The organism is Klebsiella sp. 141240 (assembly GCF_050600805.1).
GTDB lineage: Bacteria > Pseudomonadota > Gammaproteobacteria > Enterobacterales > Enterobacteriaceae > Klebsiella > Klebsiella aerogenes.
In genome coordinates, this window is record NZ_JAQIRK010000001.1 from 202361 (window position 1) to 228441 (window position 26081).

At 53.9% G+C, this 26081-nt stretch carries 27 protein-coding genes; 20 read left to right on the forward strand and 7 right to left on the reverse strand.

Annotation, left to right across the window (positions count from 1 at the left end):
• Positions 1–19 precede the first annotated feature (19 nt).
• From PGQ95_RS00935 to PGQ95_RS00945, 3 genes are all read left to right on the forward strand, one after another.
• On the forward strand, positions 20–988 hold the full coding sequence (locus PGQ95_RS00935; RefSeq protein ID WP_395226595.1) for a PDR/VanB family oxidoreductase: 969 nt from the start codon (positions 20–22) through the stop codon (positions 986–988).
• Positions 989–999: 11 nt separating this feature from the next.
• Positions 1000–1494, forward strand: a complete 495-nt coding sequence (locus PGQ95_RS00940; protein ID WP_015703350.1) for a flavin reductase — start codon at positions 1000–1002, stop codon at positions 1492–1494.
• A gap of 131 nt (positions 1495–1625) precedes the next feature.
• Positions 1626–2906 (forward strand): MFS transporter, encoded by a 1281-nt coding sequence (locus PGQ95_RS00945; RefSeq protein ID WP_087859704.1) that lies wholly within the window; start codon positions 1626–1628, stop codon positions 2904–2906.
• Positions 2907–2949: 43 nt separating this feature from the next.
• Here the strand turns inward: PGQ95_RS00945 and PGQ95_RS00950 are convergent, their stop codons facing one another.
• Genes PGQ95_RS00950 through PGQ95_RS00965 form a run of 4 tightly spaced genes read right to left on the reverse strand, consistent with a single transcriptional unit; the run spans position 2950 to position 7765 of the window.
• A complete protein-coding gene (locus tag PGQ95_RS00950; protein WP_087859705.1) occupies positions 2950–3948 on the reverse strand; it encodes a hypothetical protein in 999 nt (332 codons plus the stop codon).
• Positions 3949–3961: 13 nt separating this feature from the next.
• Entirely contained in the window at positions 3962–6445 is a 2484-nt protein-coding gene (locus tag PGQ95_RS00955) for a fimbrial biogenesis outer membrane usher protein (RefSeq protein WP_395226597.1), read from the reverse strand.
• Positions 6446–6463: 18 nt separating this feature from the next.
• On the reverse strand, positions 6464–7147 hold the full coding sequence (locus tag PGQ95_RS00960) for a fimbria/pilus periplasmic chaperone (RefSeq protein WP_271032161.1): 684 nt from the start codon (positions 7145–7147) through the stop codon (positions 6464–6466).
• Positions 7148–7198: 51 nt separating this feature from the next.
• Complete coding sequence (locus tag PGQ95_RS00965) at positions 7199–7765, reverse strand: fimbrial protein (protein WP_271032160.1); 567 nt, start codon at positions 7763–7765, stop codon at positions 7199–7201.
• Between the two features lie 350 nt (positions 7766–8115).
• Here PGQ95_RS00965 and PGQ95_RS00970 point away from each other — a divergent pair, with 350 nt between their 5' ends.
• Positions 8116–8361, forward strand: a complete 246-nt coding sequence (locus tag PGQ95_RS00970; protein WP_015369878.1) for a hypothetical protein — start codon at positions 8116–8118, stop codon at positions 8359–8361.
• Between the two features lie 32 nt (positions 8362–8393).
• Here PGQ95_RS00970 and PGQ95_RS00975 read toward each other — a convergent pair whose 3' ends face one another.
• Complete coding sequence (locus PGQ95_RS00975) at positions 8394–8867, reverse strand: Lrp/AsnC family transcriptional regulator (RefSeq protein ID WP_032706451.1); 474 nt, start codon at positions 8865–8867, stop codon at positions 8394–8396.
• Between the two features lie 138 nt (positions 8868–9005).
• On the opposite strand from PGQ95_RS00975, the gene PGQ95_RS00980 reads away from it, so the two are divergent.
• The 13 genes from PGQ95_RS00980 (at position 9006) to PGQ95_RS01040 (ending at position 21861) form a co-directional block, all read left to right on the forward strand.
• Positions 9006–9617: a LysE family translocator gene (locus PGQ95_RS00980; protein ID WP_087859711.1), complete on the forward strand. Its 612-nt coding sequence runs from the start codon at positions 9006–9008 to the stop codon at positions 9615–9617.
• 833 nt (positions 9618–10450) lie between these two features.
• On the forward strand, positions 10451–11056 hold the full coding sequence (locus PGQ95_RS00985) for a tyrosine-type DNA invertase (protein ID WP_087859712.1): 606 nt from the start codon (positions 10451–10453) through the stop codon (positions 11054–11056).
• Between the two features lie 585 nt (positions 11057–11641).
• Positions 11642–12238, forward strand: a complete 597-nt coding sequence (gene fimE / locus PGQ95_RS00990) for a type 1 fimbria switch DNA invertase FimE (protein ID WP_087859713.1) — start codon at positions 11642–11644, stop codon at positions 12236–12238.
• A 494-nt stretch (positions 12239–12732) separates the two neighbouring features.
• Positions 12733–13281 carry a type 1 fimbrial major subunit FimA gene (gene fimA / locus PGQ95_RS00995; protein ID WP_045373910.1) on the forward strand — a complete coding sequence of 183 codons (549 nt, stop codon included), beginning with the start codon at positions 12733–12735 and terminating at the stop codon, positions 13279–13281.
• Positions 13282–13353: 72 nt separating this feature from the next.
• Positions 13354–13893, forward strand: coding sequence for a fimbrial protein (locus PGQ95_RS01000; RefSeq protein WP_123273292.1), 540 nt, complete (start codon positions 13354–13356; stop codon positions 13891–13893).
• Between the two features lie 73 nt (positions 13894–13966).
• Positions 13967–14653 (forward strand): fimbria/pilus periplasmic chaperone, encoded by a 687-nt coding sequence (locus tag PGQ95_RS01005; protein WP_183269119.1) that lies wholly within the window; start codon positions 13967–13969, stop codon positions 14651–14653.
• Between the two features lie 81 nt (positions 14654–14734).
• Entirely contained in the window at positions 14735–17368 is a 2634-nt protein-coding gene (locus PGQ95_RS01010; protein WP_271032159.1) for a fimbrial biogenesis usher protein, read from the forward strand.
• 10 nt (positions 17369–17378) lie between these two features.
• Complete coding sequence (locus tag PGQ95_RS01015) at positions 17379–17909, forward strand: fimbrial protein (RefSeq protein WP_020078007.1); 531 nt, start codon at positions 17379–17381, stop codon at positions 17907–17909.
• Between the two features lie 12 nt (positions 17910–17921).
• Entirely contained in the window at positions 17922–18425 is a 504-nt protein-coding gene (locus tag PGQ95_RS01020) for a fimbrial protein (protein ID WP_087859719.1), read from the forward strand.
• Between the two features lie 17 nt (positions 18426–18442).
• On the forward strand, positions 18443–19348 hold the full coding sequence (locus PGQ95_RS01025) for a fimbrial protein (RefSeq protein ID WP_430916727.1): 906 nt from the start codon (positions 18443–18445) through the stop codon (positions 19346–19348).
• Entirely contained in the window at positions 19335–20813 is a 1479-nt protein-coding gene (locus tag PGQ95_RS01030; protein WP_430916729.1) for an EAL domain-containing protein, read from the forward strand. The genes PGQ95_RS01025 and PGQ95_RS01030 overlap by 14 nt, the downstream gene beginning before the upstream one ends.
• 113 nt (positions 20814–20926) lie before the next feature.
• Positions 20927–21454: a hypothetical protein gene (locus PGQ95_RS01035; protein WP_430916731.1), complete on the forward strand. Its 528-nt coding sequence runs from the start codon at positions 20927–20929 to the stop codon at positions 21452–21454.
• Positions 21445–21861 (forward strand): type II toxin-antitoxin system YafO family toxin, encoded by a 417-nt coding sequence (locus PGQ95_RS01040; protein WP_430916733.1) that lies wholly within the window; start codon positions 21445–21447, stop codon positions 21859–21861. The genes PGQ95_RS01035 and PGQ95_RS01040 overlap by 10 nt, the downstream gene beginning before the upstream one ends.
• 31 nt (positions 21862–21892) lie before the next feature.
• Here PGQ95_RS01040 and PGQ95_RS01045 read toward each other — a convergent pair whose 3' ends face one another.
• Entirely contained in the window at positions 21893–22165 is a 273-nt protein-coding gene (locus tag PGQ95_RS01045; protein WP_015369862.1) for a GNAT family N-acetyltransferase, read from the reverse strand.
• Between the two features lie 11 nt (positions 22166–22176).
• Positions 22177–22407, reverse strand: a complete 231-nt coding sequence (gene yjdI / locus PGQ95_RS01050) for a 4Fe-4S mono-cluster protein YjdI (protein WP_087859721.1) — start codon at positions 22405–22407, stop codon at positions 22177–22179.
• Between the two features lie 422 nt (positions 22408–22829).
• Here yjdI and PGQ95_RS01055 point away from each other — a divergent pair, with 422 nt between their 5' ends.
• Genes PGQ95_RS01055 through PGQ95_RS01065 form a run of 3 tightly spaced genes read left to right on the forward strand, consistent with a single transcriptional unit; the run spans position 22830 to position 26078 of the window.
• A complete protein-coding gene (locus PGQ95_RS01055) occupies positions 22830–23102 on the forward strand; it encodes a YtcA family lipoprotein (RefSeq protein WP_015369860.1) in 273 nt (90 codons plus the stop codon).
• A gap of 6 nt (positions 23103–23108) precedes the next feature.
• Complete coding sequence (gene mdtN, locus PGQ95_RS01060; protein ID WP_430916735.1) at positions 23109–24137, forward strand: multidrug transporter subunit MdtN; 1029 nt, start codon at positions 23109–23111, stop codon at positions 24135–24137.
• Positions 24138–24146: 9 nt separating this feature from the next.
• Complete coding sequence (locus PGQ95_RS01065; protein WP_430916737.1) at positions 24147–26078, forward strand: FUSC family protein; 1932 nt, start codon at positions 24147–24149, stop codon at positions 26076–26078.
• Positions 26079–26081: the final 3 nt, after the last annotated feature.

Sequence of the window (26081 nt, forward strand, 5' to 3'; positions counted from 1 at the left end):
TCGCGGGTGGAGAAAAACTATGGCTGAAACATTGACGGTACGCGTCACAGAACGCGAAATTCAGGGAGCCGAGGTGGTAGTCCTGACGCTGGCCTCGCCGGACGGCGCTCCCCTGCCCTCGTTTAGCGCCGGGGCGCATATCGATCTGCATCTTGGCGATGGCATCGTGCGCCAGTATTCGCTGTGCGGCAGCGCCCATCACCCGCAGCGCTATCGGTTGGGGATCCTCAAGGATCGCGCCTCGCGCGGCGGTTCGCTGGCGGCGCATGCTTTACAGCCCGGCGACGAGGTGCAAATTAGCCCCCCGCGCAACCTGTTCGCGCTGGAGATGTCGGCGCCTCATAGCATTCTGATCGGCGGCGGCATTGGCATCACGCCGATGCTGGCGATGGCCGATACGCTATTTCGCGCCGGGAAATCCTTCGAAGTGCATTACTGCGGCCACAGCCGTGAGGGAATGGCGTTTCTGGCCGAGCTGGCGGATTGCCACTTTAGCGCGCACGTTCAGCTACATATCAGCGATGAAAACGGCAGGATCCGCCCTCAGGAACTCCTGACGCCTCATGCCGCCGCCGGCCACCTGTACGTTTGCGGTCCGGAGGGTTTTATGGCGTGGATTAATGAAACGGCGCAGGGATGCGGTTTCAGCGCGGAGCGGCTGCATCAGGAGTATTTCAACCGCGAGGTCGAAACCAGCGGCGGCAGCTTTGAGGTTGAGGTTCCGGAACTCAACCTTAGGGTTACCGTCGGCGAAAACGAGACCATCGTCGCCGCGCTGCAAAAGGCCGGCATCAAAGTGAAAGTCTCCTGCCAACAGGGCGTCTGCGGCACCTGCCTCGCCAACGTTTGCAGCGGCGAACCTGACCACCGCGACGAGTATTTAACCGAAGAAGAACGCGAAGACAACGACCAGATCCTGCTGTGCTGTTCGCGGGCCAAAACCCCGCGGCTGGTTATTGCAGGCTTCGAATACGTCAAACTGAAATAACGGGTATGACTATGAACCTGACATCTGATTTTCGTAATGCCATGGCGCAACTGGGCAGCGCGATCACCATCATTACCACCGATGGCCCGGCGGGCCGCTTCGGCTTTACCGCCTCGGCGGTGTGTAGCGTGACGGATTCACCGCCGACGCTGCTGGTATGCATGAACCGCTCGTCCTTCGCGCACGGCAAATTCCAGCACAACGGCGTGCTGTGCGTTAACGTGCTCTCCGGTCAGCATCAGCAATTGTCCGGGATTTTCGCCAATGGCCAAATCCGCTCTGAAGAGCGCTTCCTGCACGACGAATGGCTGGCGCTGGAGACCGGCTCGCCGGCGCTGGCTTCCGCAGTGGCGAACTGCGACTGCGTCATTGCCGACAGCCACGAAGTGGGCAGCCACAGCGTATTTTACTGCGAGGTCAAACAGATCCGCTTCGGCAACCCCAGCGACGGGCTGGTCTGGTTTAATCGCCAGTTCCACACCCTTAGCATGGCGTCGTGCCGTTAAGTTTCATCATAACCATAAAAACCCAGCCGACCCATCGCCCGGCGCCAGCAGGCGCCGCCTGATTCACCTGCACTGGAGTTAACCTTATGTCTGGAGCTGTGAGCGGTACAACGGTCCCCCCGGCGCAACCTATGCGCAAATTAATCATCGGGTCTTTTCTCGGCAACTCGCTGGAATGGTACGATTTTTTTCTGTACGGCACCGCGGCGGCGCTGGTCTTCGGGCCACTGTTTTTCCCCGCCACGAATGACCCGCTGCTCGGTTCATTTTTAGCCTTTTCCGGCTTCGCCATCGGCTTTATCGCCCGCCCGCTCGGCGGCGTGATATTCGGCCATCTCGGCGATCGCTACAGTCGCAAAATGACGCTAATCATCACCCTGACGCTGATGGGCGCCAGTACGTTCTTAATTGGCCTGCTGCCAACCTACGCCCACATCGGCGTGCTGGCGCCAATCGCCTTGATTACGCTGCGCTTTGTACAGGGCGTGGCTTCTGGCGGCGAATGGGGCGGCGGGGTGTTGATGCTCAGCGAAAACGCGCCGGAAAGCCAGAAAGGGTACTACACCGCCTGGAGCCAGGTAGGAGTCTGCGGCGGGTTTGTTCTTTCTTCGCTGGCATTCTATCTGGTACAGCTGCTACCACAGGAAGAGGTGATGTCGTGGGCGTGGCGTATTCCGTTTTTGCTCAGCCTGTTTATCTTTCTGGTCGGCGTCTATATTCGCCGTAACATCCAGGAAAACGCGGAATTCGTGGCGCGCAAAGCAGAAAACGACAGCCAAAATGAGGCCCATCATTTACCGGTACTCAGCGCCTTTAAAAATCATCCACGAGCGATATTGCAGGCGATCGGCCTGCGGCTGGCGGAAAACGGCGCGGTGTATATCTTCTTCACATTTTCAGTGGTCTATTGCAAACATATCGGCATCGACACCCGCGACCTGATCGCGGCGGTCACCATCGCTATGACGGTGGAGATCGCCACGATTCTCGGCTGGGGATGGCTTTCCGATCGCATTGGCCGTAAGCGGCTTTACTACATCGGCGTGATAGGCATGGCGCTGGTGGCCTTCCCCTTCTTCTGGCTACTGAATATGCACACCTTCCCGGCGATGCTGCTCGCCATGCTGTTGGCATTGCCATTGTGCCATGGCGCGATGATTGCCGCGCAGCCGTGTCTGATGGTGGATCTATTTCCGGTGGAGGTACGCTACACCGGGCTGGCGCTGGGACATGAGATTGGGGCGGTGATTTCCGGCGGTATTAGCCCGATGCTGGCGGTGGCTTTTCTCATGATGTGGGATAGCTATATCCCCATTGCGCTGATGCTGCTGGCTTTCGCGCTACTGGCGCTGGTGGCGCTGGTGAGTATTCGCCAGCAGCAGTTGCGACCTGAACCGGTCGCAACCACGTAAACCACGTACACCGCGCGCAAAGGAAGGCGCGCGGTACAGAGGGTTAGTTATTGTTCACCACGATAATGACCCGGCTTTTAATCGTACCGCCGCGGATATTCTCGCCATATTTCATCGGTTTGATTTGCAGATAGATCGGGTTGTTGCTGCCATGCCGGGCCTCCTCGTCGGAGTGATAAAGGAAACCGCTGCCGTACTGGAGTTCCCCGCCCTGGCTATCGCGCAGATGAAAACCGACTTCGCCGGCGCCGGTGGCGGCATCCTGATCGTCATTCTTCAATATTTTGCTGGTGCCGGCAAAGCCGGAGGCGGCGACAAAGTAATAATCAATTTTGCCGGGCGTCAGTTCGAATACCGCCGACTCGTTCTGGCTACAGTCGATATCAACGCTTTCCATGCGATATTGCGCTTTGTCTTCTTTAATGTCGAAGTAGCTGTAATCGCCCATATTGATGAGACGGCTCGGGACGTCAAAACCGCAGGTCATAATATTAATCTGCAGGGTGACGTTAAAGGTGTAATTGATGGTTATCACATGGCAATCTTTATTGCCTTTACAGTACTCAAAGCGCATCGAGTAAAGCAGTGGAAAGGATTCTCCTGGCCTCACCTGCGTCCCGACCGCCGCGCCTTCTTTAATCGTATAGCGAATACCGATCACGCTGTTGAAGATATCCGCTAAGTTATAACTCTGATTTTTTATGATATTACCATCCGCAAGCGCGTTGAGTTTTGCAGGATCGAGAGAAAACTCCATCACGTAGGTTTTACTGCCGACCACCACGTAGAAGTCTTTATTGTCAGGGGGCGACGATGCCACCGAGACGCTGACATTTTGCGTACTGTTGCAGATAAAGTGAAATCCGTCGGCCTGAATATCACTGTTTTGGACATTCAATTCACCGCTGGCGGCCAGCGGTTTAAATGTGTAATTACCACTAGCGTCAACCGTCAGCGATTTAACATCCGGGGTGACATCACAGTTCCCCGCCCGCGCTAAAAAAGAGCATAAGCTTAATACCAGCAAAATTATCCATTTCATGAAAATCGTCCTTTTAGCGGCAGACATAGGTCTTACCTTCATCAATGGTATGTTTAAATGTAATGGTGCAGTAATGGCCCTGCTGCTTATCGACCGCGATGGTTATCGACGGCGGTACGTTATCGGTGCGGATATACAGCATGCTGCCCTGACCGACGACGCCGACATTCTGTCCGTCGTTATCTTCAATTTCATAGCCAAATTTCAGCGGCGTACCGTCCGGGCGTTCGGCGTGAATAAGCCAGGGTTGACGTTGATCGGTATCGAAACGCGCCAGCACCACCGCGCCGCGGTACGGAGCGACCGCTTTACGGTTGCCAATCAACTCGGTTTTGCTCTGCGTATTGGCGGTATTCAGCAGTAACGAACTTTCGCGATAGGGCAATACATGATCGAAAATGACCGTTCCCTGACCGTTGGTGGTGCGATATTTCTGACCATTAACGAAAGCATTTTCCAGGCCCGGCGCCTGAATAATGGCGAAGGTTTCCGATAGCTGGTTCGCGAAATTGACGCCGCCGGACCAGGCTACCACCCCGCCAGACAGGCTGCCGCTGGCCTGGGTATATTTCGACGACTGGCTGTAGCTGCCGCTCAGCGTCGCCAGCGGCGCGTTCCAGGTAAGGTTGCCGCCGGCGGTGGTTTCATGATTTTGCTGCTGCCGGCTTAGGTTCACGCCATAGTCAAACTGGTCTCGTTGGCCGCCGGTTCCGCTGATGCCGGTGTTATTGGAGGCAAAACCGTCGTTATCGAAAGTCGTCGAATTCGACAACGTCAGACGACGCGCCAGCACGCTATCACTCTCTCCCCAGATAAGCGGAATCGAAATGAAGAGGTTAAAGCGCTTATCTTCATGATGATCCTCATCATAGGTCTGGCTGGCCGAAATGGTCCAGGAAACCCGCTGCCAGTTATTGGTGTAGCTCAGTTGATAATCTTTATTACTGCCGCTTTTTCCCCAGTAATCACGCCATAAAGCGCTCAGTGAGAAAGACCCTAATCCTTCCGGCAACGACTGGCTAATATTGGCGGATAAGCTATTTTTACGGCCAAAATCATAACGGTAATAATCATCAATGTTGTAAACGTCATTATCATCATGGTGATAACTATTACGGTTCTTCGCCCAGACATGATCGTTAAAGGTACGATAGTCGCTGGTTGAATAGCGATAAGCCGCCATACCGAAACGCGTTTTAGTCTGGGTGAGATATTTGTTGTAGGCAATCTGATAACTTTGCCCTTCAAAAGTCCCGTTATCCTGATCGCTGCGCGCCCACGTGCCGTCGACGGATATCGCGCCAAGATGGGTATTCCACCCGGTTCCCATGGTGAAAGCCTGATAGTCGGTGCCGAGCATGGTACCGCCATACAGGGTCAGCAGGTTGTTCAGGCCATATTGATAGCTAGCCTGCATAAAGTCTTCCTGATTGCTGGCGCCTTCGATATGGCTGCGCCCGGCGGCAATGTCATATTTAGATACCCCCGGCTGCAACATATTAGGTACCGAGGAATAAGGCACGAGGTAGGTGGTTACCGAGCCGTCGGCTTCCCGGATAGTGACATCGAGATCCGCCCCGCCGCCGGCGAGTTGTAAATCGGCAATCGCGAACGGTCCCGGCGGCACCTCTTTCTGATAGACGGTGAAGCCGTTCTGCTCAATAGTCACCAGCGCGTTGCTCTGGGCAATCCCCTGTACGATCGGCGTAAAGTTCTGTTTTGAGTTTGGCAACATTTGCATGTCGCGGAACAGACGAACGCCGCGAAAGCGTACCGCATCGAAAATATCCGCTGAGGTATACATGTCGCCCGCGCGCAAGGTGCCTAAAATCGGCGCGAAGCCGCGTTCCAGATACAGGGTGTTGCTCTTCCAGTCGCCACCGCCGCTATCGGCCTTGCTGTAGGTGGCGTCAGAGTGCAACTGCCAGCTCAACAGGTTCAGCCCGCTGTTGAAACGGGCATAGGTGCTTTTGTTATTGCCGCTGTCTTTATAGTCGCTGTAATACTGGCTCAGATAATAAGAGGTATACAGCGCGTTAACGCCGCGGTCCCAACTTTCCGGCGCGACGTAGCCGCGCTCAAGATCCAGAACGTAGGCCTGCGGAATTTCTAAATCAAGCTGAAAAATATTGATATTAAAGGTATAACTGCCGCTCCGCACCGCAGATTTTAGCGTCATACACTGGTTATCTTTCACCATCTGCGCGCTATCCGCTTTGATTCCCAGCTGATTTAATAATGCCGATGACAAGCAGGTATCATCCGGATTACTGGCGACTACGACTGGATATTTACCACGCCATTGTTTATTGACGTAAATATCCAATTCATATTCCCCAGGCAGCGGTTGATTATCCGCGAAGCGAAAGCTTGACGATTTCTCACCTTTCATTCCGCCGATCATAAAATTGGTATCAAAAGTCTCCTCAGCGGCCTGCAACTGGCCGGATAATAAAACCAACAATATCATTGAGGAAAGCGGCGTCATCCTTAACATGGCCAACTCCATTATTTATTATTTTACATTGAGCCTGTCGCTAATAAAGTTTCCATTATCATCAATCATCGTTAGCGAATACTGGCGGACGAGGTAATTTTTTAAAACCAGGTCCTGACTGGATAACGGCGCGAGCATAACGCTGCGTTCATTGACTTTAACACCGCTTACTTTAATTTCAGTAATCGTCAACCAATTTGCCGAACCATTGGCAATATGCAGAGCGTTTTTGCGCGAAGACAACGAAATACTTTTAAACGTATCTTTATTTACCGCCGCGATACCTTTAGGGCGATAAAAAAGCTTAATGCGGTTTTGCATGGCAAACCGCAGCGTATTCGCCCCCTCACTTCCTGGTGTATTCGGAGGAATATCGAGTACGTTGAGATAAAACAGCGACTCTTTGTTCGCCGGAAGTTTGTTGGCTAACTTTTTAATTCGCAGCTGCTGACCGGAGTTACCCGTTATGCGCGCCACCGGCGGCGACAGCAGGAAAGGCACGTTGATTTTTTCCGGCGGCAATGAAGTATTGCCATCGTCAATCCACGACTGCACCAGTGAAGAGCGGGCGCCATGATTCATCAACTGTACGACCACTTCTTGTTTCTCAGCCGGATAAACCACCCGGGTACCGAAAATCACCACTCCGGCATGCGCGGGCTGCATAGCGATAAATAAACCTGCTAATAAAATCCGTTTCATAGCACCACACCCTTAGCACAATAATAGCCGGCGAAGCGCCGGCACAGGTCCTTACTCCGCAGATACGGCAATCGTTAACACCGAGCGGACTTCACCGGCGGTCACCGGAGTGGCGGCATCAATTCTGGCGTATTGCGCAGAGAAGTTCATTTGATAGACGCCATTGCCCACAGAAGTCACCGCCCGCGGCAAATTATTAACGTCATACATGGTATTTTCATTAATCTCCGAATCACCCAGTTTTAATTTAAAACCGACACCATTAGCAGAAGTTGTCGTCGCGATAGGATTAAGTACGCCGCCGGTAGTATAGGTCCCGCCGCTAATATCAATCGATTTCAATACTGTGCCTTCCGGGCAAACGATAGTTAATGGATCGCTACTGGTGGCGAAATTACCGGATAAGACTTCACCGGCCGCCATGCCGGCAAAACGGGTTGCATCAACATCAGCCAACTGAATTGTACTGCTATAATCGGTTTCAAAACGACAGGAAGAATTAATAACATTACCAATAATAACTAACTCGCCCTGCTCTTCATTTGGCGCCGCAGCAAAAGCATTAACATTCATCAGCACGGTTGAAAATACTGCAGCAGCAATAATTGAACGCTTCATATAATATTCCTTTTATTAACAATTCCATTTAACTTCTCGGGGACTGAGAAAAATCTCATGCCGCGAGCATCGCACGGCCAAATATCCGCCACAACCGGATGAATAAGGATCGTTGATAAAAATCAAGGCAAATACTTAAAGCGAATGAGCCCTGATGCTATATTCGTAATCTCTTTAGCGTAATAAGCTAAAATACGTAGCAACGAGAATAATAAAATGAGAACTTACCGGGCTTGTTTAATAATAAACTAAAAAAAAGAGAGTTCAGCACATTTTGTATCGATTTACATAAGATTACGAACCACAATTATAACCTTCCGTGATTTATTTTTATATTTAAGGTTCCGACAATGAAAAAAATAATCCTGCCTCTGCTTACCGCCGCCCTGTTGCTGCCGACCCTCACCGCGCACGCCACCTACCGCGCGGAAAAACGCCAGGATGCTCGCGATATCCGTCAGGATGCGCGCCAGAGTGGACGTGAAGAAAAACGTGAATGCGTGAGAAATGACGACAAGAGCAATATGCGCTGTCGCGAAGATAAGCGAGAAAATCGGCGCGAAGGCCGCCGCGACGCGCGTGATGAGAAGTGGTAATCACCATACTGCAATGCCCTGGCCGCAGGGCGTTAGCGGGAAGCGTTTAACGTTTCCAGTGGAAAAGGGCGATCTTGCACCACGGTTTTCATCACCAGCGTCGAACGTAAATGCTGCACGCCGGGCATCGCCGACAGTTTGTCATCATAGAGTTTCTGAAATGCGGGAAGATCCCGGGTAACGACATGCATCAGATAATCCGGATCGCCAAACAAACGTTGCGCCAGCACAACCTGCGGGATCTCCGCCACCGCCTCCTCAAAAGCGCTGACCGCTTTCTTATCGCCCTCTTTCAACGTGGCGAAAACGATAGCCAGAAAATTGAATCCCATTTTTCCCGGATCGAGATTGGCGCGATAACCGGTAATCACCCCCTCTTGCTCCAGCGCGCGTAGTCGCCGGTGGCAGGGAGAGAGGCTCAAGTTTACCCGCTCCGCCAGTTCAGTTATCGACAGACGACCATCCGCCTGCAGCTCAGCAAGAATTTTTCGATCTATGCTATCCATTTGGAAGATTTTCTCTTTAAACGCCGGTTCAGGACATAACATTGAAAGCTCATTTCGCTTCTATGTCGATATTCTTTCTCACACGATAACCTAATTTTGCGAGTGTGTGATGTCTAATATCATTAAGGAGCGTTGCTGATGGAAATGAGCCTGATCGCCAGCTTCTGGGTAGTCTCGTTTCTGTTGATTATGACTCCCGGTGCCGACTGGGCCTATGCCATTAGCGCCGGTATCAACGGTCGTCGCGTGGTCCCGGCAGTGATGGGGCTGATGTCAGGTCATCTGCTGGCGACCATTGTCGTCGTCGCTGGCGTCGGCGTGTTGATCGCCGGCCATCCGCTGGCGCTATCAGCGATCACGCTGGCGGGCGCGGTCTATCTATTGTGGCTCGGGGTCATGATATTACGCCATCCGGCGGCGCCGAGCGCGGCGAAACAATCGGCTGGCAGCTGGAATAGATGGGCGGTTAAAGGGTTATGTATTAGCGGCCTTAATCCAAAAGTCTTTCTGTTGTTCCTCGCCCTGCTACCGCAGTTTACCGATCCCCACGGCAGTTGGCCGCTGGCACTGCAGATGTCGGCGCTGGGCGCGATGCATCTGATGACCTGTACGCTAATTTATCTGTTGGTCGGATACGGTTCACGCGCGGTACTGGCAGCCCGGCCGCAGGCGGCGAAGGGAGTAAGCATGGTTTCAGGGCTTATCATGATTGCCATCGCTATTATCCTGTTCTACCAGCAGTTAAGATAATTCGTAAGCGACGGCGCTCATAGGGTAACTTCTTTAGCGCCGCACCGTCTTACCAACTAATATAATCGTGGGTTACAGGTAGCTATTATGTTGCTAAACCAGGGAAGCTAGCTCATCTATTTTCATGAGCTCCTGAAGATGAATTATCTATGCATCATAAGCGGTTACGGCTGAGTGACCAACATCGATAACTTCCTAAAATTGCTGAAAAACTCCGATTAAGCCCCCCGTTAACTGATTACTTGAGCGGAAAATTCCGACTGCTCGATAATAAGTAAAATCTCTCTTTGAAACGTCTGCACATTTATTAACGCTATTCTCCCTACGATTTTTGCAGTATGGTTTAATCGCTGTTGTAGTGTTGCAGTGAATGCTAACAATCGCCGGACGCTGTTTGCCTACGGTAAAACATTTACGCAATACCAACCTGTTTATTGAGGCAATTATCCTCATGGATAACGGTCATAGCGTTATCCAGCCAGGACTCAGTTTATCAGCCGGTAGTCAATGACCTTGCTGTAAGCGCGCATACTCAAGAGGAGAAAGGATGAACAGGACGTGTAACCCCCCAGGAAAATCGATATACATCAAATGCCTGAGCGCATCGCATCAAAAATTCGCCAGCGCACTCCACTCCGACGGCGGGGAGACTTCATTATACCCACTGGATTTCGCGCAGCGTTACCGCGACACGGTCCTTGTTACTTGAGGAATATTAAAAACGATCCGCATCATGCTTACTTATAAAATGCGAAACCTATCTTCGGATCCTGTAATAGGCCAACCAGAGCCTATGGGATAGTAATGTACGCCTGCAATAGAAAGGGAACATAATGAAGAATAATAGCGAAATAAAAAAAAGGAACTTCCTGACTCAGAATGAAATCGAGTCACTACTTAACGCTGCCAATAGTGGACCACATGCTGCTCGTAATTATTGCCTGACATTGCTTTGCTTTATTCATGGATTTCGTGCCAGTGAAATTTGCCGACTGCGAATTTCGGATATTGATTTGCGTTCAAAATGTATTTACATCCACCGTTTAAAAAAAGGGTTCTCAACGACACACCCGTTGCTGAATAAAGAGATTCTGGCACTAAAGCGCTGGCTGGATATTCGTGATGAATATCCACAATCCACCAGCGAGTGGTTATTTCTATCACGTAAGGGTAACCCGCTTTCACGCCAACAGTTTTACCAGATTATTTCCGCCTCTGGCGATCAGGCAGGACTACCGCTGGAAATTCATCCGCACATGTTGCGTCACTCCTGTGGCTTTGCGCTGGCCAATATGGGCATCGATACGCGTCTTATCCAGGATTATCTCGGCCACCGTAACATTCGCCATACCGTCTGGTACACGGCCAGTAACGCCGGACGCTTTTACGGGATTTGGGATAAATCCCGCGAGAAGCAGAGAACGTCGCTTTTCCAGTAAGGTAACCTTACGCCACGGATGGCGTTTCGTTATCGGTGCATTGCATTTCCCCCTGCAGACATTGCAAACCCTTCCCACGGTCTGGCTGTTGCAAATTTGCTCTGTTTAGGCTGCGATAAAATGCAGCTTTCCTCATATATAGATTTTTTCTTGCGAAACATTAATAAAAATTAACCATACGTTAAATATGTTTATTGTTCTTAAAAGTTCTTATTTAGAACATGAAAAAAAACGTTCCTATGCACCTGTAAACCATCAGGATATTAGTTCGTTATTTATTGTTAAATTAATCCTTTCAGCACATGTTTTCCGTTCAATAAATAGCTGGCATTAACTTTTTTCCTTGCTATTTTATGCACCTGCCCGCGACCTGGCACAGCTCTATTGTGGTAAACAATAAAATAGATAAAAATAAGAATTATCGCGTAGCGGTAATTTATGTTTGTGTAAATGTAATGTGATACCTGTTGGTCTTTATCCCTCTCAAATAATACGGGCTTTCCATTCAGATTATTTTTTATGCATCCTGAGATTTTTTCTCAGGCTGTTCCTTGCGAGTAAACTTAAATTCAGGAGCTTAAAATTGTGAACCGACGTCGTTTTCTCACCGCCAAAGAAGTACAGGCAATGATGCAGGCGGCCCAGCACGGCCCAACCGGCGAACGAGATTACTGTCTGATCCTGTTGGCGTTTCGTCACGGGATGCGTATCAGCGAATTACTCGATCTGCACTATCGCGATCTCGACCTTAACGAAGGACGCATCAATGTCCGCCGCTTAAAGAACGGTTTCTCTACCGTACATCCGCTGCGTTTTGATGAACGCGAAGCGATAGAACGCTGGACGCAACAACGGGCCAACTGGAAAGCAGCAGGTAAAAGCGACGCGCTATTTATCTCACGCCGCGGTACTCCGCTTTCACGGCAACAGGCCTATCGTATTATCCGCGCCGCCGGGGAAGAGGCAGGAACCGTGACGCATACGCATCCACATATGCTGCGCCACGCCTGCGGCTATGAGCTAGCTGAAAGAGGGGCTGATACCCGTTTGATCCAGGATTATCTCGGACATCGTAATATTCGCCACACTGTCCGTTATACCGCCAGTAATGCAGCGCGTTTTGCCGGGATATGGGAAAGAAACAACCTTTTAGAGGAAAATCTACAAGCGAGGAAGAAATAGGATAACCAATTGATAAAAATGAAAATTTTTAAGATTGAACAAGTCAATTGGGGCCAAACTGTCTATATCATAAAAATGTTTTGTAATCTTTTGCAACTGACAAGTGCATATTTCATCAAAAAAAATCTTATCTTATTGATTTACATTAACTTCTATAACGACCTTTCTTTACTTATCCTCCTCCGACTATCTACCACACACTCACTTCTCAGCATTGAACTCAAGCACGTCGTTTTTCCATACCCGGCAGAGCTGTAGTTTTTAAATCCATTAAATAAAAAAAATCAGTATATAAATCCAAGAATACACCAACATAAACAAAATAAAAGCCATAAATCCCGACGAGTCAAAATGGCCCCAATTGACTCATCAGTAGGGGCGAAAACTGTGCAGAACCGGCAGTCGCACCATTCGGCTGATTTATGGAATGCCTGGAAGGCAAAACGGCTGCCAATTTTGGTTCGTAATATCGATTTTGTTTAAAGGAAAACAGCATGAAAATCAAAACACTGGCAATCGTTGTTCTGTCAGCTCTGTCCCTGAGCTCCGCGGCGGCCTTGGCCGATACCACCACGGTAAATGGCGGTACAGTGCATTTTAAAGGAGAAATCGTCAACGCAGCCTGTGCAGTCGATGCCGGTTCTATCGATCAGACCGTTCAGTTAGGCCAGGTTCGTTCGGCAAAACTGGCTACCGCGGGCAGCACCAGCTCCGCAGTCGGTTTCAACATTCAGTTAGATGACTGTGATACCACTGTCGCGACCAAAGCCTCTGTCGCTTTCTCCGGTACCGCGGTTGATAGCACCAACACCAGCGTTCTGGCACTGCAGAGCTCCGCTGCTGGCGGCGCGACCAACGTCGGCGTACAGATCCTCGACAAAACCGGCACTCCGCTGGGCCTGGATGGCGCAACCTTCAGCGCGGCCACCACGCTGAACGACGGCACCAACATCATTCCTTTCCAGGCGCGTTACTACGCCACTGGCGCGGCTACTGCCGGTACTGCTAACGCAGACGCCACCTTCAAAGTGCAATACGAGTAATTCAAACATCAGACAGGGAAGCATTCCGGGCCAGGATGGCCCGTTATCCACTACGGGATTGGGGTGATAACGATGCAAGGAGTGAAGACAGGTCTGCTGATGTTTCTGCTTTCGCCGCTGGCGCAAGCCGGCAACCACTGGAACGTCACGGTCGCCGGGGGAAACATGCGTTTTCAGGGCGTCATCATCGCCGAGTCCTGCCGCGTTGAAGCCGGCGACCAGCAGATGACCGTCAATATGGGGCAGATCAGCAGCAATCGCTTTCATTCAGCCGGGGAAGATGCCAACCCCGTGCCATTCGATATTCACCTTCAGGATTGCAGCACCGCAGTCAGCCAGCATGTCGGCGTGTCGTTTCGCGGCGTGGCCGATGGCAAAAATCCGGATGTGCTCTCGGTTGGCGAAGGACCGGGTATCGCCACCGGCGTAGGCATCGCGTTATTTGATAATGAAGATCAATTGATTCCGCTGAATAGCCCGCCGGGCGCCTGGCGGCGGCTGTATACCGGCCCCACCACGCTACATTTTGTAGCCAAATATCGGGCGACCGGCAATCAGGTCACCGGAGGAGCGGCAAACGCGCAAGTTTGGTTCTCTCTGACCTATCAGTAATTAACCAGCAGACATCCGGAAACAGGAAACAACGGTGAGTACAAAAGGGGTAAACGTGAAAAAGAGACTGGGGATGACGCGCGGACTACTGGCGGGATTATTGATGATGGCCGCAAGCGGTTACTCCGCCTGGGCTCAGGCCGGCGTTGCGCTCGGCGCCACGCGGGTTATCTATCCGGCCGGGCAAAAACAGGTACAGTTAGGGGTAACCAATAATGATGACAGCAGCACCTATCTGATTCAGTCCTGGGTGGAAAACGCTGACGGCGGCAAAGATGGCCGCTTCGTGATTACGCCGCCGCTGTTTGCCATGCAGGGCAAAAAAGAAAATACCCTGCGCATCATTGACGCCACCAATAAACAACTGCCGCAGGATCGCGAAAGCCTGTTCTGGATTAACGTGAAAGCCATCCCGTCGATGGATAAATCCAAGCTGAGCGAAAATACCCTGCAACTGGCGATTATCAGCCGCATCAAGCTCTACTATCGCCCGGCGAAGCTGGCGCTACCGCCGGATCAGGCGGCGGAAAAGCTGAGCTTTAGCCGCAGCGGTTCGTCGTTAACGTTGACTAACCCTACCCCTTATTACCTGACCGTCACCGAACTTAACGCCGGCACTCGGGTGCTGGAAAACGCGCTGGTGCCGCCAATGGGTAAAACCTCCGTCAAGCTGCCGCCGGATGCCGGTAGCAACATAACTTATCGCACGATTAATGATTACGGCGCGCTGACCCCAAAAATGACTGGCGTGCTGCGTTAACACAGGTTTGGCCCGCCGGGCGGGCCATGCCGCGCATAACAATAAGAACTGACAGCCGGGCGAATTGAGACCGGAGGGACTATGTCACATCTCAAATATGGACTGGACCGTTTTGGTTCCCGCAGCGCCAGGCTCCGCCCACGCGCTATTTTGGCCATGGCGAAATTCCCCGTGGCGCTCTGTTTTGTCCTGCAGGCGGGCCACGCGCAGGCTGAACTCTATTTTAACCCGCGTTTTTTGGCTGACGACCCTGCGGCGGTGGCCGATCTTTCCGGTTTCGAAAACGGGCAAGAGGTGCCGCCCGGCACCTACCGAGTCGATATTTATCTTAACGACGGCTTTATGACCACTCGCGATGTCACTTTTAACCGCGGCGAAAAAGGCCATGGGCTAAGCCCGTGTCTGACCCGCGGGCAGTTGGCCGGAATGGGGGTCAACACCGCGGCGGTGACCGGGATGAACGCCCTCGCCGCCGACGCCTGCGTGCCGCTGACCGAACTTATCACCGATGCCACGACGCGCTTCGACGTCGGCCAGCAGCGCCTGTATCTCACCGTACCGCAGGCCTTTATGGGCAACCGCGCGCGCGGCTATATTCCGCCAGAAATGTGGGATGACGGTATCAACGCCGGACTGCTGAACTACAACTTCACCGGCAACAACGTCCATAACGATACCGGCGGCAGCAGCAACTACGCCTATTTAAATCTACAAAGCGGCCTTAACCTTGGCGCCTGGCGACTGCGTGATAACACCACCTGGAGCTACAGCAGCGGCGGCAGCAGTTCCAGCAATGAGAACAAATGGCAGCATGTTAACACCTGGCTTGAGCGCGACATCACGCCGCTGCGCTCGCGTCTGACCCTCGGCGACAGCTACACCAACGGCGATGTTTTCGACGGCATTAACTTCCGCGGCGCCCAGCTGGCGAGCGATGACAACATGCTGCCGGATAGCCAGAAGGGCTTTGCGCCGGTGATCCACGGTATCGCCCGCGGCACCGCGCAGGTGTCGATCAAACAAAACGGCTATGAGATTTACCAGAGCACGGTCCCGCCGGGCCCGTTCACCATTAACGATCTCTATGCTGCGGGCAACGGCGGCGATCTGCAGGTGACGATTAAAGAAAACGACGGCACCAGCCAGGTCTTTAGCGTGCCGTGGTCAACGGTGCCGGTACTGCAGCGCGAAGGGCATACCCGGTACGCGCTGACCGCCGGCGAATATCGCAGCGGCAACGATCAGCAGGAAGAGCCGAAGTTCTTTCAGAGCACCCTGTTACACGGCCTGCCTGCGGGCTGGACTTTGTATGGCGGTACGCAACTTGCCGACCGCTACCGCGCCTTTAATCTCGGCGTGGGGAAAAACATGGGCGATTTCGGCGCCGTCTCGCTGGATGTCACCCAGGCCAACGCCACCCTACCCGACGACAGCGATCATCAGGGGCAGTCGATTCGCTTCCTCTATAACAAGTCGCTGAGCGATGTCGGCACCAATATCCAACTGGTGGGCTATCGCTACTCCACTAAAGGTTATTACAGCTTTGCCGATACTACCTACCGCCGGATGAGCGGTTACGACGTACAGACCCAGGATGGCGTGATCCAGGTGAAGCCGAAATTCACCGATTACTACAACCTCGCCTATAACAAGCGCGGCAAAGTGCAACTGAGCGTGACCCAACAGTTGGGGCGTACCGCCACGCTCTATCTGAGCGGCAGTCATCAGACCTACTGGTCGACCGGCAAGGCGGACCAGCAGCTGCAGGCCGGACTCAACGCGGCGGTGGACGACATCAACTGGACGCTGAGCTACAGCCTGACTAAAAACGCCTGGCAGCAGGGCCGCGACCAGATGCTGGCGGTCAACGTCAATATTCCGTTCAGCCACTGGCTGCGCTCCGACAGCAAATCGGTATGGCGGCACGCCAGCGCCAGCTACAGCATGTCGCACGATCTTAATGGCCGGATGACCAATCTGGCGGGACTTTACGGCACCCTGCTGGAAGACAATAACCTGAGCTATAGCGTGCAGACCGGCTATGCCAGCGGCGGCGAAGGCGATAGCAGCGGCACCGGCTACGCGGCGCTGAACTATCGCGGCGGCTACGGCAACGCCAACGTCGGTTACAGCCGCAGCGACGGTTTCAAACAGCTGTACTACGGCGTCAGCGGCGGGGTGTTGGCCCACGCTAACGGCGTGACCCTGAGCCAGCCGCTGAATGACACCGTGGTGCTGGTGAAAGCGCCGGGCGCCGGTGATGTAAAAGTGGAAAACCAGACCGGGGTACGTACCGACTGGCGCGGCTATGCGGTACTGCCTTACGCCACCGAATATCGCGAAAACCGGGTGGCGCTGGATACCAATACCCTTGCCGATAACGTCGATCTCGATGACGCGGTGGTGAGCGTCGTCCCTACCCACGGCGCTATCGTGCGGGCGGACTTCAAAGCCCACGTCGGGGTCAAGTTACTGATGACGTTGAACCATAACGGCAAACCGGTGCCGTTTGGCGCGATGGTCACCTCAGGCAGCAACCAGAGCGGCAGTATCGTGGCCGATAATGGCCAGGTCTACCTGAGCGGGATGCCGCTCGCCGGCAGCGTGCAGGTGAAATGGGGCGAAGGCGCGGACGCCAGCTGCGTGGCCAGCTACCGCCTGCCGGAAGAGAGTCAGCGGCAGGCGCTGAGCCAGCTATCGGCAGAGTGCCGTTAAGGAACGCATGATGATGAAAAAACCACTTAACCTGTTCGGCGCCATCCTGACGCTGGTCTGCGCCAACGCCTTTGCGGCGGACAGCACCATCACCATCAGCGGCTACGTGCGCGACAACGCCTGCGCGGTGGCCACCGAATCGAAAGAGTTTACCGTCGATCTGATGGATAACGCCGCGAAGCAGTTTAACGCCGTCGGCGCAACCACGCCGCTGGTGCCGTTTCGTATCGTGCTGTCGCCCTGCGGCAGCTCGGTGACGGCGGTCAAAGTCGGCTTTAACGGCACTCCGGATAGCGACAATAACGATCTGTTAAAAATCGACGGCGGCGCCTCCGCGGCGGCGGGGATGGCGGTGCAGATCCTCAACGGCCAGCAGACGATGCTGCCGGTCAACGCGCCCTCTTCGTCGATCGCCTGGACCACCTTAACGCCGGGGCAGACCAACACCCTCGGTTTTTACGCCCGGCTGATGGCAACCCGCGTACCGGTGACCGCCGGTCACGTCTATGCCACCGCCACCTTTACCCTTGAATTCCAGTAACCGGAGGCTGAGATGAAAGCACACTACGCAGGATGGCTTCTGGCAGGCGCGCTGGCGTTAAACATTATCCCGCTGCAGGCCGCCGACATCACCATCACGGTGAACGGCAAAGTGGTAGCCAAGCCGTGTACGGTCTCCACGACCAATGCCAACGTTGACCTCGGCGATCTTTATACCTTCAGCCTGGTGTCGGCGGGTTCCGCTTCGGCCTGGCACAGCACCGCGCTTGATTTAAGCAACTGCCCGGTCGGCACATCGCGCGTCGTAGCCACCTTTAGCGGCACCGCGGACAGCACCGGCTATTACAAGAATCAGGGTACCGCAGGAAATATCCAGCTCGAACTACAGGACGACAGCGGCACCACGCTCAATAACGGGGCGCAAAAGTCGGTTCAGGTCGACGATAGCTCGCAGTCGGCGCGTTTTCCGCTGCAGGTTAGGGCCCTGTCGGTTAACGGCGGCGCCACCCAGGGAACCATTCAGGCGGTGATAAGCGTCACCTATACCTACGCCTGAGTCAGGAGAGTTTGTTTATGAAAAAAGCCATCGCTCTGTTAACCACCCTGCTGCTGATGGGCTGGTCGATTAACGCCTGGTCCTTCGCCTGTAAGACCGCCACCGGCGCAACTATCCCCATCGGCGGCGGCTCGGCCAACGTTTACGTCAACCTGACCCCGGCCGTCAACGTAGGGCAAAACCTGGTGGTCGACCTGTCGACGCAAATTTTCTGCCATAACGACTACCCGCAAACCATTACCGACTATGTGACGCTACAGCGCGGATCCGCCTACGGCGGCGTACTATCGAGCTTTTCCGGTACCGTAAAATATAACGGTACCTCTTATCCGTTTCCGACCACCACGGAAACCTCGCGGGTAATCTACGATTCGACCACCGATAAACCCTGGCCGACCGTACTCTATCTGACTCCGGTCAGTACCGCGGGCGGGGTGGCGATTACCGCCGGATCGCTGATTGCCGTGCTGATTCTGCATCAAACCAACAACTACAACAGCGACTCCTTCCAGTTCGTGTGGAATATATACGCCAATAACGACGTTGTCGTGCCGACCGGCGGTTGCGATGTCTCCGCACGCGATGTGACCGTGACCCTACCCGACTATCCGGGTTCGATGGCGGTGCCGGTCACCGTCCACTGCGCGCAAAACCAGAATCTTGGCTATTACCTTTCCGGCACTACCGCCGATAGCGCCAACTCCATTTTCACCAATACCGCTTCCGCTTCGCCGGCGCAGGGTATTGGCGTCCAGATGACGCGCAACGGTACCGTCGTTCCGGCCAACAGCAATGTCTCACTGGGTACAGTTGGCACTTCGCCGGTGAATCTCGGGCTGACCGCCACCTATGCGCGCACCAGCGGTCAGGTGACGGCGGGTAATGTACAGTCGATTATTGGGGTGACGTTTGTCTACCAGTAAAGTCGATACCCCGCAGGCGACGACGGATTACATCCTGTCGCCCTGCGCCATGGCGGCGGCGGGATTAGCTGATATGGTCGACGACGGTTGCCGCCAGTTGGTATGGCTACAGCCGCGGATGCAGACCATGCTGTCGATATCTGCGCCCGCCGACGTCCGGAAAATTGTGGTTTTTCTGCCCGACGATCCCTGGTGGCTACTGTTCGTCCTGCGCGAAGCCGCCTGGTTACTCAACCAGGCCAAACGGCCTTTGCCCATGGTGATCTTAAGCCGCAGCCCGGCGCCGTGGCTGTGGCAAACCTTACTGCACCAGGTCAACGACCGCCGCCTGCTGGCCGCCGTACAGGCGGTCTCCTCCGATCTACCCTGCCGCCGTCTGGCGGCATTGCTGAAAGGCGGCCTGGTCGGCTACCCCGGCCTGCAACAGCTTTCTACCATCGAGGCACTGGCGCGCGGCAAGCCGCCGTCGGGCTTAAGCAAAATCGAACTTAACGCCACCCTCGCCCTGCTGTATGGCCACAGCATCACCAGTCAGGCGCAGATCCGCGGCGTCAGTCAGAAAACGCTCTACAACCAAAGAACCTCAGGACTAAATAAGATGGTGGAGTATCATCCGCATCTGGCGAGCCGGTTTCCGGGCAGCCGAAGCAAACGCGTTGCCGGTCAGAGCATCACTGCGCTGACTCCCTTCGAACGTGAGTTTATTCATGCCATTCATGGACGGCAGATCTTTCCGGTCTTTCAGCCGATTGTCGACGACCGCATACGCCTGCAGGGCATCGAGATATTATCGCGCTGGCGCAAAGATGGCGTGGTACTGCCGCCGGGCGAGTTTCTACCGCATATCCACTCCGAATACGCCTGGCTATTACTGACCGCCTTTGTCCTGCAGGAAGCGGTGCAGAATATCAATCGCTATCAGGGCGAGTTCTATTTTTCGGTCAATATCCCTCCCTGTATCGCCTATCACGATAATCTTGCCCGTATGATGGAAACCGCCTGGCAACAACTGCAGAACCCACTGTGGGCCGACCGACTGGTGCTGGAATTTGCTGAAACCGTCGATTTACAGCAGCAAGGAAACGCGGTAGCGAATATGAGCAATATTCAGCAGCAAGGCTTTCGCATCTTTCTCGACGACTGCTTCTCGCACAGCAGCGTCATGTTCCCTGTGCGCACGGCGCGTTTTAGCGGCTATAAGCTGGATATGAGTATCGTCAATGATTTTCAGCGCGACCCGCACGCGCTGGTGCTGATTAAAAGCCTGGTCTACTACTGCCAGCTGACGCAGAGCCGCTGTATTGCCGAGGGAGTGGATAGTCTGGAGAAATTTAATCAGCTAAAAGCGCTGGGGGTCGATCGTTTCCAGGGGTATCTGTTCTCACCACCGGTCACTCGCGAGCATCTGGGAGAGATCATTCAGCGCTTTTTACCGGATCATGCCACCTGTCGGTTGGCCGGGTGATGCCCTGGAAAAGAGGGGCCAACGATGGTAACAGTAAATGTGTTAGATTATAGTCAAATCGGGTAGTAAAATAACGCGCCCCCAAAAGTTAAACGGGGTCTTTGGAGTTAATTATGAAATTCAACATTCAGTACCTACATGCTGCTGTAGTGCTGGTACTTGCCGGCATACAGCCACAGCCCAAAGCGGCTGAATGCCAGCCGTTGATTGTTGAAAAAGTCACTCAGATGGGTGCGACCTTTAATCACAAAGACATTCTGGAAGTTACTATTGCGCTTAACGATCTGGTCAGACAGCTACGTGATGCGCGCATGCAACTTTCAAACTTTGCCAGTGCAAATCTGGAAAAGGCGATCGTTGTCTCGGAAACGACAAAAAATGATGCAGCTCATATGGCTGCTCTAACTGATTCGTTAGTCGTGATGCTGCCAGAAAAGCACATCATTCTGTCCTACAGCAAGAATTCGCCTGAATTTATGCTTTTCAAAGCTGTAAAACAGATGGATAACGAGGCTAAAAACTACATCAGCCTTATTGAACAACTAACCCATAAAACTGAAGTGCGTGATTCAGGTATCAATTCAGCGGCAGTGGCTCACCTCGCAAAAACAGGAGAAGAGGCTGCCCGTAAATGGCTATAACTGCTGAATATAGCCAGGAGACATGGGGCGATTTTTTTGCCCCAACCTTTCAAGAGTTCCCTGAACTACAAGAACAATTATTAACAGAGTTCCTTACCTTCAAACAAACAGGCTCACCCTCGAATCTTCTTGGGCGAGATACCCCTTTTGACTTCCCAACATTTGCATCGGACGCAAATGTCCATCATGTTCATATAAATCTACGTTACGAACGAACCTGGACAGAACGCCAGGAAAACTTTCGTCGTACGTCAAATCACTACTTAGTCTACACCGAACATATGTGGGAGACCGGACGCTATCTGCTCATGGGCGTTGTCACGCCAGCTCATGAAAGAATGCCAGCGCACGATAATCGCCTTTTAAGCTATTTTTCAGAAGTAGCAGAACGCTTCCACAGTTCATAAAGAAGGCGCCAGCCACAGCCGGCGCCGTATTTCAGGCGCGAATGTCGTCGTACTCGCGGGTGTTATCGAATTCGTGTTTGGCAAACGGGCACAGCGGAATGATTTTGCGTTGTTCCTGGCGCATTTTCTCGACCACTTTCGCTACCAGCTGTTTACCCACGCCCTGGCCTTTCAGGCTGGGATCGACATCGGTATGCTCAATAATACTCAGATGTTCACCGGTTGGAACAAAGACAATTTCCGCCACCTGGTTTCCCTCGGCGTCATTAACGTAGAACTTGTTATGGCCTTCCAGAATTTCCATCATTTCCTCGCTTATTTGTGGCGATACTTCAATGCGCCGCTGGGACAGGTATCGATCACTTTGACCACCGTCGCCACATCCACCTGATCGGGGATGATCCACGGTTTACGTTTAAGATTGAACAGCTTCGCGCTGCCGCGCACGCAGTTACCCGAGTGCTGACAGATATCGGTATTGAAATAGACATCTATCTTCTCGCCGGTATAGACCCGGTAGCCCGCTTCCAGTAGTTCTTTATCCATGACATTGCCTCAGTATTTTTATTATGTTTACCTAAGAGCCTATCTCATTAGGGCTATTTTGCTTGCCATTTTGAACCTGGGCAGTGCTCAAAATCCTCACGTACTACGTGTACGCTCCGGTTTCTGCGCGCTGTCCGTGTTCAAACTGGCTGCGCCAATTACGCCTACTGGGATAGGCTCTAAGAATAGCTCGCGGCATAGCCGCTGACTATGGAGAAATGAGAAACGCCCTATTTCAATTATATCGCTAATGATAAAGCGACTTTTTAATACCTACGCGAAATTAAACTATTATCAGAGGATAACCATAACTCGGCTAAGCAAACCATCAGCGCTATAATTTAGGCGGTGTATGAGGGGTTATTTCGCTAACAACGAATAAACTCAATTGTTCAATGGCATGAACATTCAGGTATCTTCCTTTGAAGCAAATTGTAAAACGGGCGCGCCCGGCATTGTTATTACTTCTTTTGGCGGTCTCCGGTTGCTCTTTATCCCCCGCCATACCGGTATTAGGCGCAGCATTCCCCGGCTGGTTCTTCTGCTTTTTAGGCGGCGCATTACTGCTGATCCCTTGCCATATCTTGATTGCCCGTAAAGGCTGGCAGGCGCGCTTTTCCCCGCTGGTATTAAGTTACCTGGCGTTAATGTTTCTATTTGCCACTATTCTGTGGTTTCTTCTTTTCGCACATTAAATACCTATGACTCAATCCAGCCCAAGCGTTTTACGGAAAAAATGGCCCTTGTTGGCTCTCGTCCTCGCCGCCATTGTGGCGCTGATCGTGGTTATCTGGCAGTTGCAGACTTCGCCGGAAACCAACGACGCCTACGTCTACGCCGACACCATCGATGTGGTGCCGGAAGCCAGCGGGCGGATCGTTGAAATGCCGATCCGCGATAACCAGCAGGTGAAGAAAGGCGATCTGCTGTTCCGCATCGATCCGCGCCCCTACCAGGCGATGCTGGACGATGCCAAATCACGGCTGGCGGCGCTTGATGCGCAGATTATGCTGACCCAGCGCACCATCAAAGCCCAGCAGTATAACGCCCAGTCAGTGAGCGCCGCGGTAGAGCGTGCGAAGGCGCTGGTGAAACAGACCACCTCGACCCGTATCCGCCTGGAACCGCTGGTGCCGCAGGGATTCGCCGCGCAGGAAGATCTCGATCAGGCGCGCACCGCGGAAAAAGCCGCCCGCGCCGAACTGGAAGCCACGCTGCTGCAGGCCAAACAGGCTGATGCCGCGGTCACCGGCGTCGATGCGATGGTCGCGCAGCGCGCCGGGATCGTCGCTCAAATCGCCCTGGCGGAACTGCACCTGGAGTTCACCGAAGTTCGCGCGCCGTTTAACGGCGTGGTTATCGCCCTGAAAACCACCGTCGGACAATATGCATCCGCCCTGAAACCGGTCTTCACGCTGCTGGATAACGACCACTGGTACGTGATTGCGAACTTCCGCGAAACCGACCTGCAAAACGTTCAGCCTGGCGTGCCGGCAACCGTGACGGTGATGACCAACCACAGTCGCGCCTTTGACGGCGTCGTCGATTCCGTTGGCTCAGGCGTACTGCCGGAAGGCGGTAGCGTCATTGGCGGGCTGCCGGTGATTCAGAAGAGCATCAACTGGGTACATGTGTCGCAGCGCTTCCCGGTCAAAATTGCGGTGAAAGATCCCGACCCGGAACTGTTCCGCATGGGCGCTTCCGCCAGCGCCGTGCTGAAGGCGAAATAAGGGTCCGGCATGCATAACTTCTGGTTGTTTCTGCAACGGGAACTCGCCGACGCGCCGGGGCGGGCCAACTATACCCTGCGCCTGACGCTGAGCTGCGCGGTGCTGATCACCTTGTTTATGACCCTGCAGATCCCGTTCCTCGCCGTAGCGCTGATCGTGGTGTTTTACGTCAGTCAGCCGAACATCCTGATGATTAAGCTGGGCAGCGTCCTGTTTTTTGTCACCATCAGCGTGGCGCTGGGGCTGGTGCTGCTGATCATCAAGTGGACCTATGATTTCCCGCTGATTCGCCTGGTCGCTTCGGTATGCCTGTTCTTTGGCGCGATGTATCTGATGCGCGTGCTGGGCAAACTCGGGCTGGCGTTTTTCGTGGTGGCGCTGGCGGTGATTTATGCCCAGACCTTCCCGTCAATGACCAGCCAAAGTGAAGTTCTGGTGCGCCTGCTGCTGTGGCTTTGGGTGGCGATCAATACCGCAACGCTGGTCACGCTCCTGGTCAACGCCTGCTTTCGCCAGGCCTTTCCCGGCTATCAATTCCGCGCTCAGCTGGTGGTGATGCAGCGGCAGGTCGCTGACGTGCTGACGCGGAACGCCGCGCCGCCGACCTTCAAAGAGATCGCCGGGCGTTTTAATCAGTTGCAAGGATTGTTTAAGCAGGCGCGCTTTGCGGCGCCGGAAATTGCCGCCGATCCGTCGCGCTGGCAGGCGCTGATGGCGACCACCCTGCGCTGCTATCACCTCGCGGCGCTGCTGCAACCGGGCGACGATCGCGCCGCGGCGCGCCAGCAGATAGCCACCGCGTTACAGGCGCTGCCGCCCTCGATGAACGAGGGTACGCCGTTTTCATTCTCCGCGCCGGCCATTGATGATCGCGGCGCCAATACGCGGATTTTACAAGAGATGGCTGATGTGCTGGCGAAACTGGCGCGCGGTGAAGCCATCGACCTGCCGCAGGGTGAAGCCGAGAAGTCGCCGCTGCTGCTGCCGGATGCCTGGCGCAATCCCGCTTATCTGCATTTCGCCCTGAAAACCCTGCTGGCGACGCTGCTGTGCTACGTCTTCTATACCGCCGCGGACTGGCAAGGGATCCACACCATCATGCTGAGCTGCGTGATTGTCGCCCAGCCGGGGCTGGGGGCGACGATGCAAAAAACCTGGCTGCGTATCGGAGGCGCGCTGCTCGCCACGCTGCTGGCGCTATTGTTGATCGTCTTCGTGCAACCGTGGACCGAGTCCATCGTCGGCCTGCTGGCGATGGTTCTGCCGGTAATGGCGCTCTCGGCGTGGATTGCCGCCGGCTCAGAGCGTATTGCCTACGCCGGGATCCAAATCGGCTTTACCTTCTCGCTGGCATTCCTCAGCTGGTTTGGTCCACTGACCAACCTGACGGAACTGCGCGACCGCGTCATCGGTATTTTGCTCGGCGTACTGGTCTCGTCGATCGTCCATCTTTATCTATGGCCGGATAGCGAAGCGCCGCAGCTGAAATCGCGGCTAGCGCAACTCTATCGCCAGATAGCCGACTTCCTGCGCACAAAAGATGATAAGCCGCAGATGGTGCCGCTGTTCCAGGCGTTGACTACCAGCGAAACGCTGCTGCATCGGGTCGCCGCCGAGCCGCTGGGCACTTTTGCGCATCCGTGGCCGCAGGCGAAATCCTGGCCGAGCAAAGCCACCTGGCAGCAGGCGCAGGAGATAGTCCGCCTGAGCGAGGGCTACCGGCTGTACGCCGCGCCGGGAGATCCCTTCTTAAGCCGCTGTGCCGAACAGTTACAGGCGTATGCCGATGATATTGAACGTCAGCAGCCGACGGCGCCCGTCGCGCCGCTGGTTGTCGATCCGGCTAATCCGTTCGGCGCACCGCTGGCGGCTTTACTGACCACCCTGCCGGACTGGTCAGACAAACCTTCTGAATTTACGCGACAGGCAGAACCGTCATGATAA

Excerpts from the sequence above, each read along its gene's own strand:
- PGQ95_RS01035 (WP_430916731.1), top strand. The coding sequence starts at position 20,927 with ATGAAATTCAACATTCAGTACCTACATGCTGCTGTAGTGCTGGTACTT.
- PGQ95_RS01045 (WP_015369862.1), bottom strand. The coding sequence starts at position 22,165 with ATGGAAATTCTGGAAGGCCATAACAAGTTCTACGTTAATGACGCCGAG.
- PGQ95_RS01005 (WP_183269119.1), top strand. The coding sequence starts at position 13,967 with ATGACGCGCGGACTACTGGCGGGATTATTGATGATGGCCGCAAGCGGT.
- PGQ95_RS00935 (WP_395226595.1), top strand. The coding sequence starts at position 20 with ATGGCTGAAACATTGACGGTACGCGTCACAGAACGCGAAATTCAGGGA.
- PGQ95_RS00975 (WP_032706451.1), bottom strand. The coding sequence starts at position 8,867 with ATGGATAGCATAGATCGAAAAATTCTTGCTGAGCTGCAGGCGGATGGT.
- PGQ95_RS00950 (WP_087859705.1), bottom strand. The coding sequence starts at position 3,948 with ATGAAATGGATAATTTTGCTGGTATTAAGCTTATGCTCTTTTTTAGCG.
- PGQ95_RS00985 (WP_087859712.1), top strand. The coding sequence starts at position 10,451 with ATGAAGAATAATAGCGAAATAAAAAAAAGGAACTTCCTGACTCAGAAT.
- PGQ95_RS00980 (WP_087859711.1), top strand. The coding sequence starts at position 9,006 with ATGGAAATGAGCCTGATCGCCAGCTTCTGGGTAGTCTCGTTTCTGTTG.
- PGQ95_RS00940 (WP_015703350.1), top strand. The coding sequence starts at position 1,000 with ATGAACCTGACATCTGATTTTCGTAATGCCATGGCGCAACTGGGCAGC.
- PGQ95_RS01020 (WP_087859719.1), top strand. The coding sequence starts at position 17,922 with ATGAAAGCACACTACGCAGGATGGCTTCTGGCAGGCGCGCTGGCGTTA.
- PGQ95_RS01000 (WP_123273292.1), top strand. The coding sequence starts at position 13,354 with ATGCAAGGAGTGAAGACAGGTCTGCTGATGTTTCTGCTTTCGCCGCTG.
- PGQ95_RS01065 (WP_430916737.1), top strand. The coding sequence starts at position 24,147 with ATGCATAACTTCTGGTTGTTTCTGCAACGGGAACTCGCCGACGCGCCG.
- PGQ95_RS00945 (WP_087859704.1), top strand. The coding sequence starts at position 1,626 with ATGCGCAAATTAATCATCGGGTCTTTTCTCGGCAACTCGCTGGAATGG.
- fimA (WP_045373910.1), top strand. The coding sequence starts at position 12,733 with ATGAAAATCAAAACACTGGCAATCGTTGTTCTGTCAGCTCTGTCCCTG.
- PGQ95_RS01040 (WP_430916733.1), top strand. The coding sequence starts at position 21,445 with ATGGCTATAACTGCTGAATATAGCCAGGAGACATGGGGCGATTTTTTT.
- PGQ95_RS00970 (WP_015369878.1), top strand. The coding sequence starts at position 8,116 with ATGAAAAAAATAATCCTGCCTCTGCTTACCGCCGCCCTGTTGCTGCCG.
- PGQ95_RS01015 (WP_020078007.1), top strand. The coding sequence starts at position 17,379 with ATGATGAAAAAACCACTTAACCTGTTCGGCGCCATCCTGACGCTGGTC.
- PGQ95_RS00955 (WP_395226597.1), bottom strand. The coding sequence starts at position 6,445 with ATGTTAAGGATGACGCCGCTTTCCTCAATGATATTGTTGGTTTTATTA.
- mdtN (WP_430916735.1), top strand. The coding sequence starts at position 23,109 with ATGACTCAATCCAGCCCAAGCGTTTTACGGAAAAAATGGCCCTTGTTG.
- PGQ95_RS01025 (WP_430916727.1), top strand. The coding sequence starts at position 18,443 with ATGAAAAAAGCCATCGCTCTGTTAACCACCCTGCTGCTGATGGGCTGG.
- PGQ95_RS00960 (WP_271032161.1), bottom strand. The coding sequence starts at position 7,147 with ATGAAACGGATTTTATTAGCAGGTTTATTTATCGCTATGCAGCCCGCG.
- PGQ95_RS01010 (WP_271032159.1), top strand. The coding sequence starts at position 14,735 with ATGTCACATCTCAAATATGGACTGGACCGTTTTGGTTCCCGCAGCGCC.
- PGQ95_RS00965 (WP_271032160.1), bottom strand. The coding sequence starts at position 7,765 with ATGAAGCGTTCAATTATTGCTGCTGCAGTATTTTCAACCGTGCTGATG.
- yjdI (WP_087859721.1), bottom strand. The coding sequence starts at position 22,407 with ATGGATAAAGAACTACTGGAAGCGGGCTACCGGGTCTATACCGGCGAG.